We start from the raw sequence: 16811 nt of genomic DNA on the forward strand, positions 1-16811 counted from the left end.
CTGACGACAGAGCCAAGACCCATGATGCGCCCCTTACTCGCCCTTTCGCTGATCGCGACACCGGCTTTCGCCGAAGCGCCGCGCGTGCTGACGGATACGCCCGTCACCCAATCCCTGGTCGCGCAGGTGATGGGCGATCTGGGGACGCCCGCGATGCTGCTCGACCAAGGCGGCGATCCCCATCACATGCAGTTCCGCCCGTCGCAGGCACGCGCGCTGTCCGGCGCCGATCTGGTCGTGTGGGTCGGCGAGGGGCTGACGCCCTGGCTGGGCGAGCCGGTGGAAACGCTGGCATCGGGCGCGGTTCTGACATTGTCCGAGGTTGAGGGTCTGCATCTGCGGGCGTTCGGCGAGGAGGCTGCGGATCACGGTCACGATCACGATCATGATCACGATCACGACCACGAGGGTCACGATTACGACGGCCACGATCATGACCATGACGCGCATGATCATGACGACCATGGGCATGAGGACCACGAAAGCCACGACCACGAGCATGACGGCCATGACCACGTGCATTCGGGCCTCGATCCGCATCTGTGGCTCGATCCCGGGAACACGGTGATCTGGCTCGAGACGATTGCCGAGACGCTGGGCGGGCTCGATCCCGACAACGCGATGGTCTACGAGGCCAATGCGCAGGCCGCGATCGACACGACGCTGTCGTTGCAGGCCGAACTGGCGCTGCAGCTTGCGCCGGCTTCGGGGCGTGGTCTGGTGATGTTTCACGACGCTTATGGCTATTTCGCGGAAACCTTCGATCTGAGCATCGTCGCGACGATCACGGGCGGCGATGCGACCGCCCCGGGCGCGGCGCGGCTGTCGGCGCTCAGGTCCGAGCTGCAGGAAGAGGGCGCGGTCTGCCTGTTCCCCGAAGCCAACCATTCCGACGATTTCGCCCGCGTGGTGATCGAAGGCACCGAGATCCGGCTGGGGGCGCCGCTGGACCCGGCCGGGGTGACGCTGGAACCCGGCCCGATGCTGTATCGCGATTTGCTTCGCAACCTGGCGCAGGCCGTTGCAGATTGCGTCGAGGGTTAAACCGGGGGTTGAGGGGGTGAATCCGGCTCGGCTTCAGGCGGTTGTGGAAACACTCTTTCACCCAAACGGGGGTTGACCCGGCCTCTGCGCAAGTGTCCCTGTCGCAGGATGTGCGGACGCTTTGCCATTACCCTGCCCGATGATGCGATGACGCAGTTGTTCGACGCGGTGCCGGCCAATGATCTGCCGCCGGTGCCGCGTTACAATATCTGCCCCACGCAACCCGTTTCGGTGGTGATCGCCGCCGAGGGACGACGGCGCTACGGTCCGATGCGCTGGGGCTTCATTCCGACCTGGTACAAGACGCCCACCGACGGGCCGCTTCTGTTCAACGCCCGGTCGGAAACCCTTGCCGAGAAAAGCGCGTTCCGCGAGGCGGCGCGTCGGCGGCGCTGCCTGATCCCGGCTTCGGGGTTCTACGAATGGACGCGCGAGGGCGAGACGCGGCTGCCGTGGTTCATCACCCGTGCGGATGGCGCGCCGATGGTCTTCGCCGGCATCTGGCAGAGCTGGGAAGGACCCGAAGGCGTGCGCGTGGCCAGTTGCGCCATCGTCACCGCCGCGGCGAAGGGCGAGATGGCGGCGCTGCATGACCGCGTCCCGGTCCTGGTGGCGCCCGAGAACTGGGCCTTGTGGCTGGGCGAGAAAGGCCATGGTGCGGCACGGGCCATGGTGGCACCCGAGGACGGCGTGCTGGCCTTTCGCCGCGTCGGCACGGCGGTCAATTCGAACCGCGCCGAGGGGCCCGACCTGATCGAACCGCTGGAGAGCTGAGAGGGCAGGGCGCGCGCGCGGCGCTCCCGCCCACCCACCCCGCTTGCGCGCGCGCCGCCCTGTCCCGGCGGCAAAGCGGGGCGGGCTGCGTCGCGTGAGTATTTCGGGCAGAATGAAAGCGATAGCGCGGCGCAAAGGACGGTCGCGGAAACGGAAAACGCCGCCCCGGGGGGCGGAGTTTCGATGTTGACGGAGCGCCGGGCCCTCAGCGGCCTTCGACCTCGACATAGTCGCGGCGCGGCGCACCGGTATAGAGCTGGCGCGGGCGGCCGATCTTCTGTTCGGGATCGCCGATCATCTCTTTCCACTGCGCGATCCAGCCGACCGCGCGCGACAGCGCGAAGATCGGGGTGAACATCGAGGTGGGGAAACCCATCGCCTCGAGGATGATGCCCGAGTAGAAATCGACGTTGGGATAGAGCTTTTTCGAGACGAAATACTCGTCTTCCAGCGCGATCCGTTCGAGTTCCTTGGCCACGGCCAGGGTTTCGTTGTCCTCGATCCCCAGAAGGCCCAGCACCTCGTCGGCGGATTCCTTCATCACTTTCGCGCGCGGGTCGAAGTTCTTGTAGACCCGGTGGCCGAAGCCCATCAGGCGGAAGGGATCGTCCTTGTCCTTGGCGCGGGCGATGAATTCGGGGATCCGGTCGACGGTGCCGATCTCGCGCAGCATTTCCAGGCAGGCCTGGTTGGCGCCGCCATGGGCGGGGCCCCAGAGGCAGGCGATCCCGGCGGCGACGCAGGCGAAGGGGTTGGCGCCCGACGAGCCCGCCAGACGCACGGTCGAGGTCGAGGCGTTCTGCTCATGGTCGGCATGCAGCATCATGATCCGGTCCATCGCCTTGGCGAGGATCGGGTCGACCACGTAATCCTCGGCGGGGACCGAGAAGCACATGTTCAGGAAGTTGCCAGCGTAATCGAGCGAGTTCTTCGGATAGACGAAGGGCTGGCCGATCGAGTACTTGTAGGCCATGGCGGCGATCGTCGGGATCTTGGCGATCATGCGGATCGCCGCGACTTCCCGCTGCCAGGGGTCCGAGATGTCGGTCGAATCGTGGTAGAAGGCCGACATCGCGCCGACCACGCCCACCATCGTCGCCATCGGATGCGCGTCGCGGCGGAAGCCGCGGAAGAAGTTATGCATCTGTTCGTGGACCATCGTGTGACGGGTCACGCGGGTCTCGAAATCGACCATCTGCTGGGCCGAGGGCAGCTCTCCGTAGAGAAGCAGGTAGCACACTTCCAGATGGTGCGACTTGTCGGCGAGCTGTTCGATCGGGTAGCCGCGATACAGCAATTCGCCCTTGTCGCCGTCGATATAGGTGATGGTCGAGGAGCACGCCGCCGTCGAGGTGAAGCCCGGGTCGTAGGTGAAGACATCGCCCTGCGCGTAGAGCTTGCGGATGTCCACCACGTCCGGTCCGACGGTCGGTGAATGCATCGGCAGATCGATCGACTTGTCGCCAAACGTGAGTTTCGCGCTTCCCTTGGTGTCGGCCATCGAGGTCCCCTTTTGTTATTGTCCGGTTGAGCCGGGCTGCCCCTGGCAGCGCGGCGGCTTAGTGTTCCATTGCCGCATCCTGGATCCGTGCAAGGGATTCGTCTCGACCCAGCACAACCATCATGTCGAACACGCTGGGTGACACGGTCCGCCCGGCAAGAGCGGCGCGAAGGGGCTGCGCGATCTTGCCGAGGCCGAGGCCGTGTTGTGCCGCGAGTTCGGTGACAATAGCTTCGAGTCTCTCGCGCTCCCAGCTAGCATTTTGCAGATGCGGCGTCAATTCTTTCAGTATACTACGGGATACCGGATCCAGCGCTTTCGCCGATTTCTGATCCGGCTCGATTGGCCGTTCCGTCAGGACAAAATGAGCCCTTTCAAGGATTTGGCCGAAGTTGCGCGCCTTGTCCTTCAATTGGGGCATCGCTGCCGCGACCAGCGGGCGCTGCCGTTGGGTCAGCGGTTCTGCCCCGGTTGCGGCAAGGAAATCGTCGAGTTCTTGCAGCGCTGCGGCATCGTCCATGGCGGTGAAATGCTGCGCCGTCAGATGGTCGAGTTTCTTCAGGTCCAGCCGCGCCGGCGCCTTGCCGATTCCGCCCAGATCGAACCAGTCTAGCGCCTGTTCGTCAGTGAAGAATTCGGCGTCCCCATGGCTCCAGCCCAGCCGCGCCAGATAGTTGCGGATCGCGGCGGCGGGATAGCCCATCTTCTGGTAATCCTCGACCCCCAGCGCGCCGTGGCGCTTGGACAGCTTCTTGCCGTCCTCGCCATGGATCAGCGGGATATGGGCGAAGACCGGCACGTCCCAGCCCATCGCCTGATAGACCTGCATCTGTCGCGCCGCGTTGTTCAGATGGTCGTCCCCCCGGATCACATGCGTCACGCCCATGTCGTGGTCGTCGACCACCACGGCGAGCATGTAGGTGGGCGTACCATCCGAGCGTAAACAAACCATGTCATCGAGCTGGTCGTTCCGGAACACGACACGGCCCTGCACGGCGTCCTCGATCACCGTCTCGCCGTCGCGCGGCGCTTTCAGCCGGACGACATAGGGCGCGTCGGGATGGGTCGCGGGATCGGCGTCGCGCCAGGGCGACTGGAACAGGGTCGAGCGGTTCTCGGCGCGCGCGGCCTCGCGAAAGGCCTCGATCTCGTCTTGGGTCGAGAAGCATTTGTAGGCATGTCCGCGCGCCAGCATTTCCAGCGCCACCTCGGCATGGCGGGGGGCCTGTTCGTGCTGGCTGACCGCCTCGCCGTCCCAGTCGAGCCCCAGCCATGTCAGGCCCGACAGGATCGCCGCCGTGGCCTCGGGCGTCGAGCGGGCGCGGTCGGTATCCTCGATGCGCAGCAGGAACCGGCCCCCACGCCCGCGCGCGTAGAGCCAGTTGAAGAGCGCGGTCCGCGCCCCGCCGATATGCAGAAAACCGGTGGGCGAGGGGGCGAAGCGGGTGACGATGGCAGAGCCTGCCGGGGGGGTAGTCATCAGGTGTTAACCTTTCGGAAACCACGAGGGATTTAAACTTGCCGAAGCTCTAGGCAATGACAGGGGCGAGAACAAGTGTCGAGCCATGCGGCGCTGGAGGACGAGGAGGGGCCTCTTGTGCCCGACCCGGTTCGCAAGCGGGCAGGGGCCGGGCCCTCGCGGCGAAGGGCCCTCTGGTCGCTGCCGGCCGACGCGATCGTGCAGGCGCGCGGGACGTTGTTTCCCTTCGTGCCGGTGGCGCTGGGACTGGGGATCGGGCTGTATTTCGCAGCCCCTGCCGAACCGACGCGCGGGGGGCTGACGCTGCTGTCGGGGCTGGCGCTGGCGGGGCTGGTCCTGGGCTGCCGGGCAGAGGGCGCGCTGCGGCCCCTGATCTGGGCGCTTGCGCTGGTGGCGCTGGGCGCGCTGCTGGCGGCGCTTCGCACGCAGGCTGTGGCGGCGCCGGTGCTGGGCTGGGCGCGCTATGGACCGATCGAAGGGCGCATCGTTGCGGTGGACCGCTCGGGCTCGGACGCGCTGCGGCTGACGCTGGACCGCGTGGTGTTGCCCGGCCTGCCGCCCGCACGCGTGCCCGAACGGGTGCGGGTGTCGATCCACGGGGAACCCGATGACGAGCCCGATCTCGACCCCGTTGCCGGCACCGTGGTGGTGCTGACCGGCTTTCTGGCCCCGCCCGGCGGTCCGGTCGAGCCGGGCGGTTTCTCGTTTCGAAGGCTGGCCTGGTTCGAGGGGCTGGGCGCGGTGGGCTATACCCGGAACCCGGTCCTTGCGGTCGAGGATCCGGCGCGCGCGCTTGCGTTGACGCGGCTGCGCTACCGGCTGGCCGAGGCTATCCGCGCGCGGCTTCCGGGCGAGGCGGGGGGCTTTGTCGCGGCGATCCTGACGGGCGACCGCTCGGGCGTCGGTCAGGATACGCTCGACGATCTGCGCCGTTCGAACCTGGCGCATCTGCTGGCGATTTCCGGGCTGCATATGGGGCTTCTGACCGGCGTGGTCTTTGCCGCCCTGCGCGGCGGCATGGCGCTGATCCCGGTGCTGGCGCTGCGCTGGCCGATCCGCAAGCTGGCGGCGCTGGGCGCGCTGGCGGCGGGGCTGGCCTATCTGGCGCTGTCGGGGGGCAATGTGGCGACACAGCGCGCCTTCATCATGGCGGCGGTGATGCTGATCGCGGTGATGGTGGACCGGCGCGCGATTTCGATCCGGTCGGTCGCGGTGGCCGCCGTCATCGTGCTCGCGTTGCGGCCCGAGGCGTTGCTATCGGTCGGCTTTCACATGTCCTTTGCCGCGACCGTGGCGCTGGTTGCGGTGTTCCGCTGGCTGCGCGACCGCAGGCCGGGCGCCGCGCGCCCGCGCGGCTGGCGGCGGGTCCTGGCGGGGCTTTCGGGCGCTGCCCTCTGTTCGCTGGTCGCGGGGCTTGCCACCGCGCCCTATGCCGCCGCGCAATTTCACCGCGTGGTCGATTACGGGCTGCTGGCCAATATCGTCAGCGTGCCGCTGATGGGCGCGCTGGTGATGCCGGCGGCGGTGCTGGCGGCGGTGCTGTGGCCCGTGGGGCTGGACGGGATCGGGCTCTGGCTGATGCAGCTCGGAACGCGCTGGATCCTGTTCGTCGCCGATGCCGTGGGCGGGCGCGATGGGGCCGTGACGATGGTGCCTGCGCCGCCGCTCTGGGTGATCCCGGCCTTGTCGCTGGGCGCCTTGTGGCTGATCCTGTGGCCCGGACGCGCGCGCCATGCGGGCGCCGTCGTGGCGGTGGCGGCGCTGGCCTTCTGGACCGGGTCGGAAAGACCGCCGCTGCTGATCGAGGGCGAGGGCGCTCTGGTCGGCCTGATGACGCCCGAAGGCCGCGCACTGAGCCGCGCGCGGGGCGCGGGCTTCGTCGCGCGCAACTGGCTGGAGGCCGATGGCGACGGCGCGTCGCAGGACGTGGCGGCTGCGCGGGCAGGGATGCAGCCGGTGCCGGGCGGCGCGCGGTTCACCTTTGGCGGGTCGGAATGGGTGCATCTGACCGGGCAACGCGGCATCGCGCAACTGGATGCGCATTGCGCCAGCGGCGTCACCGTGGTGACGGATCAGCGGCTCGAGGCCCCGCCGCCGGGCGATTGCCGGGTGATCGACCGCCGCGCGCTGGGGCGCACCGGGGCGATGGCGCTCTGGCCCGATGGCCGCGTCGTGACGGCCGAGGCACTGACGGGCCGCAGGCCGTGGAGCGGGCGACGCTGAGCGGGCAGGGGGCCCGGTCTGAGTCCCCCGTGCAACACTTGCCGCTGCAACCGTGCCGTGACTGGCGCAACGGGCATGAAAAACTGGAAACGCTGAACGCCGTTTGTTAGCGTTACGGAAACAAACAGGCAAGATAATGAGCAGTGTATCCGGCTTCAGCGGCGTCTATGTCGTTGAATGGGCGCAGACCGCGCCCGGCGAGGAATGGGGCCTGTCGCCAGACATGCTTGCGGTCGGCATGTCGTGGCGCTGGCGCGGCGATGCACAACGGCTGGATGCCGGGGTCGCCGCTTTATGGCTTGCCAGGCCACAGGACCGCACCAATCCCCGCAGCCGCGCGCGGCGCCGGTTGCGGCGGCTCGCGCTGGCCGGGATGCCCCTTCACCCGGTCCGCGACAGGGCCGATCCGTCAGTGGACGGCACGCTGCAGGCAGGGTTCGACGGCGAGACGCCTGCCGGCACGCTGCCCGGCGCCCCGCGTCCCGAGGCAATGCTGCTCACCGATGGAGAACGGCTGTATCCGGCGCGGCTGGTCCGGGTTTCGGGGCGGCTTCTGGTCGTCTTCCACCCGATGCTGCCCGCGCCTGACACCGCGCTGTGGATCGCGGCGCTGAGCCTCGATCCGCGGATCGGGGGCCGAGAGGCGGCGCAGCCCGGGGCGGGGCATAGCGGTGTGATCTGCTTCCTGCCCGGCACCGCCATCGCCACGCCCGACGGGCCGCGCGCGGTCGAGACCCTGGCGCCCGGCGAGCGGGTGCTCACGCGCGACAACGGCGCGCAGCCGGTGATCTGGCGTGGCGAGACGCGGCTGTCGGGGGCCGAACTGTACCTGCATCCGCATCTTCGCCCGGTGCGCATCGCCTCGGGCGCACTGCCCGGCGGGCGGCCCAAGGGCGATCTGCTGGTCTCGCCCGCGCATCGGCTGCTGCTGCGGGCGCCCGGCTGCCTGCAATCGGACGAGGTGCTGGTCGCGGCGGGCGATCTGGAGGATGGTCGCGGCATCCGGCGCGATTTTACCGCCAGCGCCGTGCGCTATGTCCATCTGATGCTGGCGCGCCACGAGATCCTCACCGCCAATGGCGTGGCCTGCGAGAGTTTCCATCCCGGTCTGGCCGAGCCGCGCGTGCTGAAATGGCACGCGCGCTCTCTGGAGCAGGCGGCGCCGGGGCTTCTGGGGGATCTGGCGCGGTTCGGCGATCCGGCGCGGCAATGCCTCAGCCGGGGCGAAGCCGGGATCCTGCGCGACGCGCTGGTGTAGCTCAGCGTCGGAACGGACGCGGCAGCCGCGCGCGCCAGTAGCGCCAGCTGACCTGCAGCCGGATCAGGAACCGCGCGACGATGGGCCGGATGCCGGGAATGTCGATGGCCAGAAGCGCGATGCCCACCGGGATCATCCAGAATCCCAGCACCGGCAGAAACCCCAGAAACCCGCCGAAGATGAACAGCAGCGCCATCGGCGCGCGCAGCCAGCCGCGACCGGGCGCGGTGAGGCCTCGCATCGGGCCGTCCATGCCCGGCAGGCTGCGCCCGAGGCGGTTGAGCTGACGCTCGAAACGTTGATGCTCGCGGTTCATTTCGCGGTTTGCGGCGGGAATGGGTCCGGTCCTTGTGTTGCGGTCCGCGCCGGGCGGCGCCCTCAGACCCGCGCGTTGTGGCGGTGTCCTGCTGAAAACGCGATGTGGGCGATCCTGTTCCGTCGTGCAAGGGCGCGAAACCGAGAATGCCGCTCAATTGCGCGCTATCGGCGAAGGGGCGCCGCTGGCCCGCTGCATCCGGGCGGATTGGCGCATTGACAGCGCGGGGGCAGGCTGTATAAGCGCGCCGTCCGGGTTGCTGCTCTTGGCACGACCCGGCTTTTCATTGGTGTTGGTGGACCTCGCAAGGGGAAACCTGTCACCGGGGAGACCCGGGAAGGACAACGCCCTTCTGTCCCGCTCTGGCCGGGGCCGGAGACCACGGGGAAACGGAGCGTCACCGGACGATCTGAGACCCGAAACGTGGGACCCGGTTTTCGGACAAAGTCGGGGACGCAAAACAAGGAAGGAGATCAGCCGTGACCAAACGCACGACTGCCAAGTACAAGATCGACCGCCGCATGGGCGAGAACATCTGGGGCCGCGCCAAGTCGCCGGTCAACCGCCGTGAATACGGCCCCGGCCAGCATGGTCAGCGCCGCAAGGGCAAGATGTCGGATTTCGGCACCCAGCTGCGCGCCAAGCAGAAGCTGAAGGGCTATTACGGCGACCTGACCGAGAAGCAGTTCAAGCGCATCTACGGCGAAGCCGCCCGGGTGAAGGGTGACACCGGCGAGAACCTGATCGGCCTGCTCGAGCGCCGCCTGGATGCCGTCGTCTACCGCGCCAAGTTCGTCCCCACCATCTTTGCCGCCCGCCAGTTCGTGAACCACGGCCACGTGACCGTGAACGGCAAGCGCGTGAACATCGCGTCGTACCGCGTCAAGGAAGGCGATGTCGTCGCCGTCCGCGACCGTTCGAAGCAGATGGCGCTGGTGTTGGAAGCCGTCGCCTCGGCCGAGCGTGACGTGCCCGATTATCTCGAAGTCGACCATTCCAAGCTGACCGCGACCTTCGTGCGCACGCCGGGTCTGGGCGATGTGCCCTACGCGGTTCAGATGGAACCGAACCTCGTCGTCGAATATTACGCGAAGAACTGATCCGGCCACGGCTGAGGTCTTGCCACTTGGAAGGGCCGCGCCGGGGAACCGGCGTGGCCCTTTTCGCATTCACGCTCTCTTCGCTGCCGTTGCCCCCGAAGAGAGTATTTTCGGCAGAATGAAGCCAGGGGGCGCGGCCTATCGACCGGCGAAGCGCCGCCGGGGCCGCCCCGGGATACACGCGTGTTGAGGGACACCAGACGATGAACGACGAGATCCTGCCACAGATCAGGCCGCAGCCCGGCATCATGGAGATCGCGCTGTATGTCAGCGGGCAGAGCAGCCTTGCCGGCAAGGCCGAGGTGCTGAAACTGTCCTCGAACGAGAACCCGTACGGCCCCTCGCCCAAGGCGCAGGCGGCCTATGCCGAAGCCGCCGCGACGCTGCATCGCTATCCCTCGACCGATCATGCCGAGTTGCGCGCGGCGATCGGCGCGGTGCACGGGCTCGATCCCGACCGCATCATCTGCGGCGTCGGCTCGGACGAGGTGTTGCAATTCATCACCCAGAGCTTCGCCGGGCCGGGCGATGAATGCATCACCACCGAGCACGGGTTCTCGATGTACCCGATCCTGGCCCATGCGGCGGGTGCGGTGCCGGTCGAGGTGGCCGAGACCGACCGCCGGGTCGATGTGGACAAGATCCTGGCGGCGGTCACGGCGCGCACGAAGATCGTGTTCATCGCCAATCCGGCCAACCCGACCGGCACGATGGTGCCCGGGGCCGAATTGCGGCGCCTCGCCGGGGCGTTGCCCATGGGCGTGATCCTGGTGCTGGACGGCGCCTATGCGGAATTCGCCGGGGATTACGACGGCGGCGTATCGCTGGTCGAGGACTTTCCCAACGTTGTGATGACGCGCACCTTCTCGAAGATCCACGGGCTGGGCGGTCTGCGGATCGGCTGGGGCTATGCGCGGCGCGAGATCATCGACGTGCTCAATCGCGTGCGCCAGCCTTTCAACCTCAGCCTCGGGCAGATGGCGGCGGCGGAAGCGGCGGTGCGGGATGTCGAATACACCCGCTGGTGCGCGGCCGAGAACGCGCGCTGGCGCGATTTCCTGCGCAACGGGTTGGTGCAGATGGGCATCGCCTGCGACGAGAGCTTCGCCAATTTCGTGCTGGCCCGCTTCGACACGCCGGACGAGGCGGATGCGGCGGATGCGGCGCTGAAAGAGGACGGGATCCTCGTGCGCAAGGTGGCGGGCTACAAGCTGCCCGAGTGCCTGCGCATCACCGTGGGCGACGAAGCCGCCTGCCGCCGGATCCTCGGCGTGCTGGCCGCGTTCAAGGGGGTGCGCTGATGGCACAGGTCTTTGAGCGCGTCGCGCTGATCGGGCTGGGCCTGATCGCGGGCTCGATGGCGCATGCGATGAAGCGTCACAAGCTGGCGGGTCATGTCGCGGGCTTCGCGCGCTCGGCCGAGACGCGCCGGGCGGCGGCCGAGATCGGCTTTGTCGACAGCGTGCATGACAGCGCCGCCGAGGCCGTGAAGGGCGCCGATCTGGTCGTGCTGGCCGTGCCGGTGGGGGCGATGGGCGCGGTGGCCGAGGAAATCGCGCCGCATCTGGCACCGGGGGCCACCGTCACGGATGTGGGCTCGGTCAAGCAGGCGGTGATCGACGCGGTCGGCCCGCATCTGCCCGATGGCGTGCATTTCATCCCCTCGCACCCGCTCGCGGGGACCGAGCATTCCGGCCCCTATTCGGGTTTCGCCACGCTCTTTGAAAACCGCTGGTGGCTGATCACGCCGCTCGACGGGGCCGATGAGGCCGCGACGGCGCGTCTGCGTCGGCTGTTCGAGGGCGTCGGCGCACAGGTTGACGAGATGGAGCCCGGCCATCATGATCTGGTTCTGGCGGTCGTGTCGCACACGCCGCACCTGATCGCCTATACGATGGTGGGGGTGGCGGATCACCTGCGGCGCGTTTCGCAATCCGAGGTCATCAAGTATTCGGCCTCGGGGTTTCGCGATTTCACGCGGATCGCCGCGTCGGACCCGACGATGTGGCGCGACGTGTTCCTGACCAACAAGGAGGCGACGCTGGATATTCTGGGCCGCTTCACCGAAGAGCTTTTCGTCCTGCAGCGCGCCATCCGGATGGGGGACGGCGACCACCTGTACGAGTATTTCACGCGCACGCGGGCAATCCGGCGCGGGATCATCGAAGCCGGGCAGGATACCGACGCGCCCGATTTCGGTCGCGCGCGGAAGGACTGAGCGGATGCGGCGGCTGCGTCTGTGTCTGCTGGTGGCCGCGCTGGGGGCGCTGCCGCTGGCGGGCGGGACGCAACCCTTGCGCGCCGAAGCGCCCGACAGCTCGCTTTTTCCGCGCGCCCGACCCGGCACATTGGGGGGCGCTGTGCGGCTGACCATCGCCGAAGCCGCCGCGCAGGAAGCGGCGCGCGCCGCGGCGGCGGCCCGGGCGCGGGCGGCTTCGGACAGCGCGGCGCAGGCCGCCCGGCAGGCAGAGGCGCTGAGCGCGGCAAGCGACCGCGCCGCCGCCGAGGCGATGGCAGCCGTTGCCGGGGGCGCGGGCGGCGTGGTGATCAGCGAAGCCGCCGAGGCCGAGATGGCCGCGTTTCGCGCGCGGCAGGAGGCCGAGGCCGCCCGCATCGCCGCCGCGCGCGAGGAAGCGCGCCGCATCGCCGCTGAACGGGCCGAGGCGCGGGCCTCGGCGGCTGCGCTGGCGGCCTCGGACAGGCCGGTCAGCCCGCTTGCCGTGGCGCGCAGCCTGGTGCCCCGGCCTGCCTCGCCCCTCGTGCGCGAGCGGTTCGCCGCGCTGGCCTTGCGGCGCGCGCCCAGCCCGGCACGGAGCGAGGCCCCCTCGACGACGCCCACGCTGGCGCGGGCCTCGGGCGGGGGAGTGCGGGGCAATCTGTGCGGCACGCCGGGGCTCGAAGGCCGGGTTCTGGACCGGATCCGCAGCCGCACGCAGGGGTGCGGCGTGACCGAGCCCGTCAGCGTGACCAATGTGCAGGGCATCCCTTTGTCGCTGGCCGCGACGATGGATTGCGACACCGCGCGCGCTTTCGAGCGCTGGGTGCGCACGGAAATGATCCCGACCGTCGGGCGCACGGGCGGCGGCATCGCGCAGATCCGGGTGATCGGGCATTATTCCTGCCGCACCCGCAACAGCCAGCGGGGCGCGCGGATTTCCGAACACGGGCGGGGCCGTGCCATCGACGTGGCCGGTTATCAGCTGCGCGACGGCGAGACGGTCAGCGTGCTCGACGATTACCGGCGCGGGCGGCATTCGCGCTCGCTCCGGCGGATGTACGAGGCGGCCTGCGGCATCTTCCGCACCACGCTCAGCCCCGATTCGGACCGGTTCCATCAGGACCATTTCCATTTCGACCTGGCCCAGCACCGGGGCGGCGGCACCTATTGCCGCTGACGGCCTGCGGCCACTCTAACGCTGCGTGACTTCCCCGAAGGGCGCTTTTCCCCCCTCGGGGCGGGGGGGTATAGAGAGGGCGAGGACTTCAGTGAAAGGGACGGATATGGACGATATCGTCATTCTCAGCGGCGCGCGCAGCCCGATCGGCACGTTCGGCGGCAGCCTGTCGGGGCTTCCGGTGGCGGATCTGGCCACGACCGTGGCCAAGGCGGCGATCGAGCGCGCCGGGATCGAGCCCGCGAAGATCGGCACCGTGGTCTTCGGCCATGTCATCAACACCGTGCCGCGCGACGCCTATCTGTCGCGCGTCGCGGCGATGGGGGCGGGCATCCCCGATACGACCCCCGCGATGAACGTGAACCGGCTGTGCGGATCGGGTGCGCAGGCCATCGTCTCGACCCTGCAGGCGCTGGCTCTGGGCGACGCAGAGTTCGGCCTGGCGGGCGGCGCGGAATCGATGAGCAACGCGCCCTATTCGGTGCCCGCCGCGCGGTTCGGCCACAAGATGGGCGATGCCACCTTCCTGGACATGATGCTGGGCGCGCTGACCTGTCCCTTCGGCACCGGCCATATGGGCGTCACCGCCGAGAATGTCTCGGACGAGCATGACATCAGCCGCGAGGCGCAGGATGCCTTCGCGCTGGAAAGCCAGCAGCGCGCAGCGCGCGCCATTGCCGAGGGCCGGTTCAAGGATCAGATCGTGCCGATCGTGATGAAGGGCCGCAAGGGCGAGATCGTCTTCGACACCGACGAGCACCCCAAGGAGACCAGCCTTGAAAAGCTGGCCGCGCTGAAACCCGCCTTCAAGAAGGACGGCTCGGTCACGGCGGGCAATGCCTCGGGCATCAATGACGGTGCGGCGGCGCTGGTTCTGGCGCGGCGCGACGCGGCCGAGGCGGCGGGCCTGAAGCCCCGCGCGCGGATCGTGGGCTATGCCGTCGCGGGCGTGCGTCCCGAGGTGATGGGCATCGGCCCGATCCCGGCGGTCGAGCAGCTGTGCGAGCGTACCGGGCTGAGCGTGTCGGATTTCGACGTGATCGAATCGAACGAGGCCTTCGCGGCGCAGGCGCTGGCGGTGAACAAGGGGCTGGGCCTGGACCCGGCCAAGGTGAACCCCAATGGCGGCGCCATCGCGCTGGGCCACCCGGTCGGCGCGACCGGCGCCATCGTCACCGTGAAGGCGATGTATGAACTCGAGCGGACGGGCGGCCGCTATGGCCTGATCACCATGTGCATCGGCGGCGGCCAGGGCATCGCGCTGGCCATCGAACGGCTCTGAGACTCAACGCCGCGGGGCGCGGTTTTCGCGCCCCGGTTAAGGGCGTCTTCACCGATAGCGGCAATTCTGGGCGGGCCGCCGGGCGTCTTCGGGCGTCGGGCGGCCCGGTCAGTTCCAGGGTAGCCGCCGCCGATGACGTTGTTCGACAAGCTCACGCAGGAACGCCGCTTGCGGCTGACGGCAGAGCGACGGCTCGATTTCTGCCAGCGCGAACGCGACGCGGCGCTGGCGCAGATCGACGCCCTGCGCAGCGAGATGGCGCAGCTGCGCCGGCAGGGCCGGACCAGCGCGCTGGACGAAGCGCTGCACGCCGCCGCGCTGGAAAGCATCCAGTTGCGCGCACGCGCAGAGACCGAAACCGCGCAGCGCAGCGCCACGCAGGCCGAGCGGCGGCTGTGGGATTCCATCAACACGATCCGCGACGGTTTCGCCGTGTTCAACGCCCGTCAGGAGCTGGTGATCGCCAACCAAGCCTATCTGGGCGTGTTCTCGGGCATCCCCGAGGTGCAGATCGGCATCACCTATCGCCGGCTGGTCGAGATCCTCGCGCATGAAGAGCGCGTGCTGCCGGGCGACGAGCCGCGCGAGGCCTGGATCGACGCCATGGTCGCGCGCTGGGATGTTGACCGGATCGAGCCGGTGACGCTGTTCTTCGCGCGCGGCGACATCGCCCGTATTCACGACCGGCGGGCACGGGGTGGGGATATCGTCAGCCTCGTGCGCGACATCACCGATCAGCAGCGCCACGCCGCCGAGCTGGAAGAGGCACGCGAACGCGCGGAAGCGGCCAACCGCGCGAAATCGGCCTTTCTGGCCAATATGAGCCATGAAATCCGCACGCCCATGAACGGCGTGGTCGGCATGGCGGAATTGCTTTGCGACACGCCGCTGTCGTCCGAACAGAAGCTTTACGCCGACACGATCCGCTCTTCGGGTGAGGCGCTGCTCAACATCATCAACGACGTGCTCGATTACTCGAAGATCGAGGCGGACAAGCTGGTCCTGCACCCCGAACCTTTCGACCTGGAGCGCTGCATCCACGAAGTGCTGATCCTTCTGCAGGCCGGCGCGCGCAACCGCGACATCGCGCTTTTGCTGGATTACGACCTGTCCTTGCCCCGCCGCTACCGGGCCGATCCCGGGCGGATGCGGCAGGTGCTGACCAACCTGATCGGAAATGCGGTGAAATTCACCGAGGCCGGGCATGTGCTGATCCGCGTCACCGGCGTGGAACCGTCCGCGGGCCGGCGCACCCTGACCGTCACGGTCGAGGATACGGGCATCGGCATTGCCCCTGAACATACCACGCGGATCTTTTCGGAATTCGCGCAGGTCGACGACCAGTCGAGCCGCAAGTTCGAAGGCACCGGGCTGGGGCTGGCGATCACGCGGCGGCTGATCGCCCTGATGGGGGGCGAGATCTGGCTTGAAAGCGAGCCGGGCAAGGGCTCGTCCTTTGCCTTCTCGCTCACGCTGCCCTGCATCGGGGATGCGGACGCGTCCGGGCCTCTGGCGCCGTCGCTGCGGCATGTCGTGCTGGTCGATCCGCATCCCTTGGGCCGTGCGATCCTTGAGCGGCAATTGCAGGGGCAGGGGCTTGAAGTGACGCCTTGCGATACCGCGCAGCAGGCGCTGGCTCTCCTGCAGGCGGTGCGCGGGCGCGGCGTCGACCTGGTCCTTGCGGATGCCGAACTGGCCGGGCAATCGGGGCTGGATCTGGCGCGCGCGCTACACGAGGCGGGGCATGACGTGCCGTTGATCCTGCTCAGCGCCAACCCGGCGGCCCTGCGCGGGGAGCCCGCGCTCAGCCAGGTGCGCGCGGTGTTGCAAAAGCCCGTCCTGCGCCACGACCTGCGGCACCAGCTTGCGCGCCTGTCCGACCCCGACGCCACCGATGCGCCCGACCCCGATATAATCGCTGCCCCCGATATGCCGACAGCGCCAGAAACCGGACGCCCGGCGCCCAAGTGCCAAACCGGCGCGCGCTGCATGCGCATCCTCGCGGCGGAAGATAACAAAACCAACCGGCTGGTCTTTTCGCGGATGGTCGACGGGCTGGCGATCGAGCTGACCTTTGCCGAGGACGGCGAACAGGCGGTCGCCGCGTTTCGCGACACCAAACCCGACCTGATCTTCATGGATATCTCGATGCCCGGCATGGACGGGCGCAGCGCGACCCGGGCGATCCGCCAGATGCCGGGCGGCGCGCAGGTGCCGATCGTCGCGCTGACCGCCCACGCCATGGCCGGCGACGAGGACGAGATTCTCGCCGCCGGGCTGGACCATGTGCTGACGAAGCCGCTGAAAAAGCCGCTTCTTCTGGATGTCATCGACCGCTACCGCCCAGAGGGCACGCGCGCGCCGCAGGGCGGGGCCGATCCCGTGACGCAGGGGTGATACCGGCACCGATGATTCACGGTGACGCATCCCGGCCCCCG

The 16811-nt window shown here is 68.6% G+C and carries 13 protein-coding genes; 10 read left to right on the forward strand and 3 right to left on the reverse strand.

Translation table 11 applies throughout. From position 1 onward, the window contains the following. Positions 1 to 21: 21 nt before the first annotated feature. Positions 22 to 1044, forward strand: a complete 1023-nt coding sequence (locus C4N9_RS14310) for a zinc ABC transporter substrate-binding protein (RefSeq protein ID WP_342748808.1) — start codon at positions 22 to 24, stop codon at positions 1042 to 1044. A gap of 108 nt (positions 1045 to 1152) precedes the next feature. Next, positions 1153 to 1818: an SOS response-associated peptidase gene (locus tag C4N9_RS14315; protein ID WP_109534013.1), complete on the forward strand. Its 666-nt coding sequence runs from the start codon at positions 1153 to 1155 to the stop codon at positions 1816 to 1818. Positions 1819 to 2023: 205 nt separating this feature from the next. Here C4N9_RS14315 and gltA read toward each other — a convergent pair whose 3' ends face one another. Together gltA and gltX are read right to left on the reverse strand one after the other, a co-directional pair. Then, a complete protein-coding gene (gene gltA, locus C4N9_RS14320; protein WP_109534014.1) occupies positions 2024 to 3319 on the reverse strand; it encodes a citrate synthase in 1296 nt (431 codons plus the stop codon). A gap of 58 nt (positions 3320 to 3377) precedes the next feature. Then, on the reverse strand, positions 3378 to 4799 hold the full coding sequence (gene gltX, locus C4N9_RS14325; RefSeq protein ID WP_109534015.1) for a glutamate--tRNA ligase: 1422 nt from the start codon (positions 4797 to 4799) through the stop codon (positions 3378 to 3380). A 117-nt stretch (positions 4800 to 4916) separates the two neighbouring features. Between gltX and C4N9_RS14330 the strand changes: the two genes are divergently transcribed. Both C4N9_RS14330 and C4N9_RS14335 read left to right on the forward strand, forming a co-directional pair. Beyond that, positions 4917 to 7022: a ComEC/Rec2 family competence protein gene (locus C4N9_RS14330; protein ID WP_245902567.1), complete on the forward strand. Its 2106-nt coding sequence runs from the start codon at positions 4917 to 4919 to the stop codon at positions 7020 to 7022. Between the two features lie 136 nt (positions 7023 to 7158). Beyond that, the gene (locus tag C4N9_RS14335; RefSeq protein WP_109534016.1) at positions 7159 to 8280 is read left to right on the forward strand and encodes a Hint domain-containing protein; all 1122 of its coding nucleotides are present in this window, start codon (positions 7159 to 7161) and stop codon (positions 8278 to 8280) included. Between the two features lies 1 nt (position 8281). On the opposite strand, the gene C4N9_RS14340 is transcribed toward C4N9_RS14335, so the two are convergent. Beyond that, positions 8282 to 8596, reverse strand: a complete 315-nt coding sequence (locus C4N9_RS14340; protein ID WP_210404042.1) for a tryptophan synthase subunit beta — start codon at positions 8594 to 8596, stop codon at positions 8282 to 8284. Positions 8597 to 9075: 479 nt separating this feature from the next. Here C4N9_RS14340 and rpsD point away from each other — a divergent pair, with 479 nt between their 5' ends. The 6 genes from rpsD to C4N9_RS14370 all read left to right on the forward strand — a co-directional run bounded on the left by rpsD (position 9076) and on the right by C4N9_RS14370 (position 16770). Beyond that, on the forward strand, positions 9076 to 9696 hold the full coding sequence (gene rpsD, locus C4N9_RS14345; RefSeq protein WP_109534017.1) for a 30S ribosomal protein S4: 621 nt from the start codon (positions 9076 to 9078) through the stop codon (positions 9694 to 9696). Between the two features lie 203 nt (positions 9697 to 9899). Beyond that, positions 9900 to 10997, forward strand: coding sequence for a histidinol-phosphate transaminase (gene hisC, locus C4N9_RS14350; protein ID WP_425440802.1), 1098 nt, complete (start codon positions 9900 to 9902; stop codon positions 10995 to 10997). Beyond that, a complete protein-coding gene (locus C4N9_RS14355; protein ID WP_109534018.1) occupies positions 10997 to 11914 on the forward strand; it encodes a prephenate/arogenate dehydrogenase family protein in 918 nt (305 codons plus the stop codon). Before hisC ends, C4N9_RS14355 begins: the two co-directional genes overlap by 1 nt. Positions 11915 to 11918: 4 nt before the next feature. Further along, on the forward strand, positions 11919 to 13091 hold the full coding sequence (locus C4N9_RS14360; protein WP_109534019.1) for an extensin-like domain-containing protein: 1173 nt from the start codon (positions 11919 to 11921) through the stop codon (positions 13089 to 13091). A 106-nt stretch (positions 13092 to 13197) separates the two neighbouring features. Beyond that, the gene (locus C4N9_RS14365) at positions 13198 to 14373 is read left to right on the forward strand and encodes an acetyl-CoA C-acyltransferase family protein (protein ID WP_109534020.1); all 1176 of its coding nucleotides are present in this window, start codon (positions 13198 to 13200) and stop codon (positions 14371 to 14373) included. A 132-nt stretch (positions 14374 to 14505) separates the two neighbouring features. After that, the gene (locus C4N9_RS14370; RefSeq protein WP_109534021.1) at positions 14506 to 16770 is read left to right on the forward strand and encodes a response regulator; all 2265 of its coding nucleotides are present in this window, start codon (positions 14506 to 14508) and stop codon (positions 16768 to 16770) included. The last annotated feature ends 41 nt before the right edge of the window (positions 16771 to 16811 follow it).

The sequence above is a fragment of the Pararhodobacter marinus genome, assembly GCF_003122215.1.
In the GTDB taxonomy this organism is placed as follows: Bacteria; Pseudomonadota; Alphaproteobacteria; order Rhodobacterales; family Rhodobacteraceae; genus Pararhodobacter; species Pararhodobacter marinus.

Bases quoted from the DNA above. Each gene is read 5' to 3' on its own strand.
- C4N9_RS14335 (WP_109534016.1), top strand. From the start codon at position 7,159: ATGAGCAGTGTATCCGGCTTCAGCGGCGTCTATGTCGTTGAATGGGCG.
- C4N9_RS14310 (WP_342748808.1), top strand. From the start codon at position 22: ATGATGCGCCCCTTACTCGCCCTTTCGCTGATCGCGACACCGGCTTTC.
- C4N9_RS14315 (WP_109534013.1), top strand. From the start codon at position 1,153: ATGTGCGGACGCTTTGCCATTACCCTGCCCGATGATGCGATGACGCAG.
- C4N9_RS14360 (WP_109534019.1), top strand. From the start codon at position 11,919: ATGCGGCGGCTGCGTCTGTGTCTGCTGGTGGCCGCGCTGGGGGCGCTG.
- C4N9_RS14355 (WP_109534018.1), top strand. From the start codon at position 10,997: ATGGCACAGGTCTTTGAGCGCGTCGCGCTGATCGGGCTGGGCCTGATC.
- gltX (WP_109534015.1), bottom strand. From the start codon at position 4,799: ATGACTACCCCCCCGGCAGGCTCTGCCATCGTCACCCGCTTCGCCCCC.
- hisC (WP_425440802.1), top strand. From the start codon at position 9,900: ATGAACGACGAGATCCTGCCACAGATCAGGCCGCAGCCCGGCATCATG.
- C4N9_RS14370 (WP_109534021.1), top strand. From the start codon at position 14,506: ATGACGTTGTTCGACAAGCTCACGCAGGAACGCCGCTTGCGGCTGACG.
- C4N9_RS14365 (WP_109534020.1), top strand. From the start codon at position 13,198: ATGGACGATATCGTCATTCTCAGCGGCGCGCGCAGCCCGATCGGCACG.
- gltA (WP_109534014.1), bottom strand. From the start codon at position 3,319: ATGGCCGACACCAAGGGAAGCGCGAAACTCACGTTTGGCGACAAGTCG.
- C4N9_RS14340 (WP_210404042.1), bottom strand. From the start codon at position 8,596: ATGAACCGCGAGCATCAACGTTTCGAGCGTCAGCTCAACCGCCTCGGG.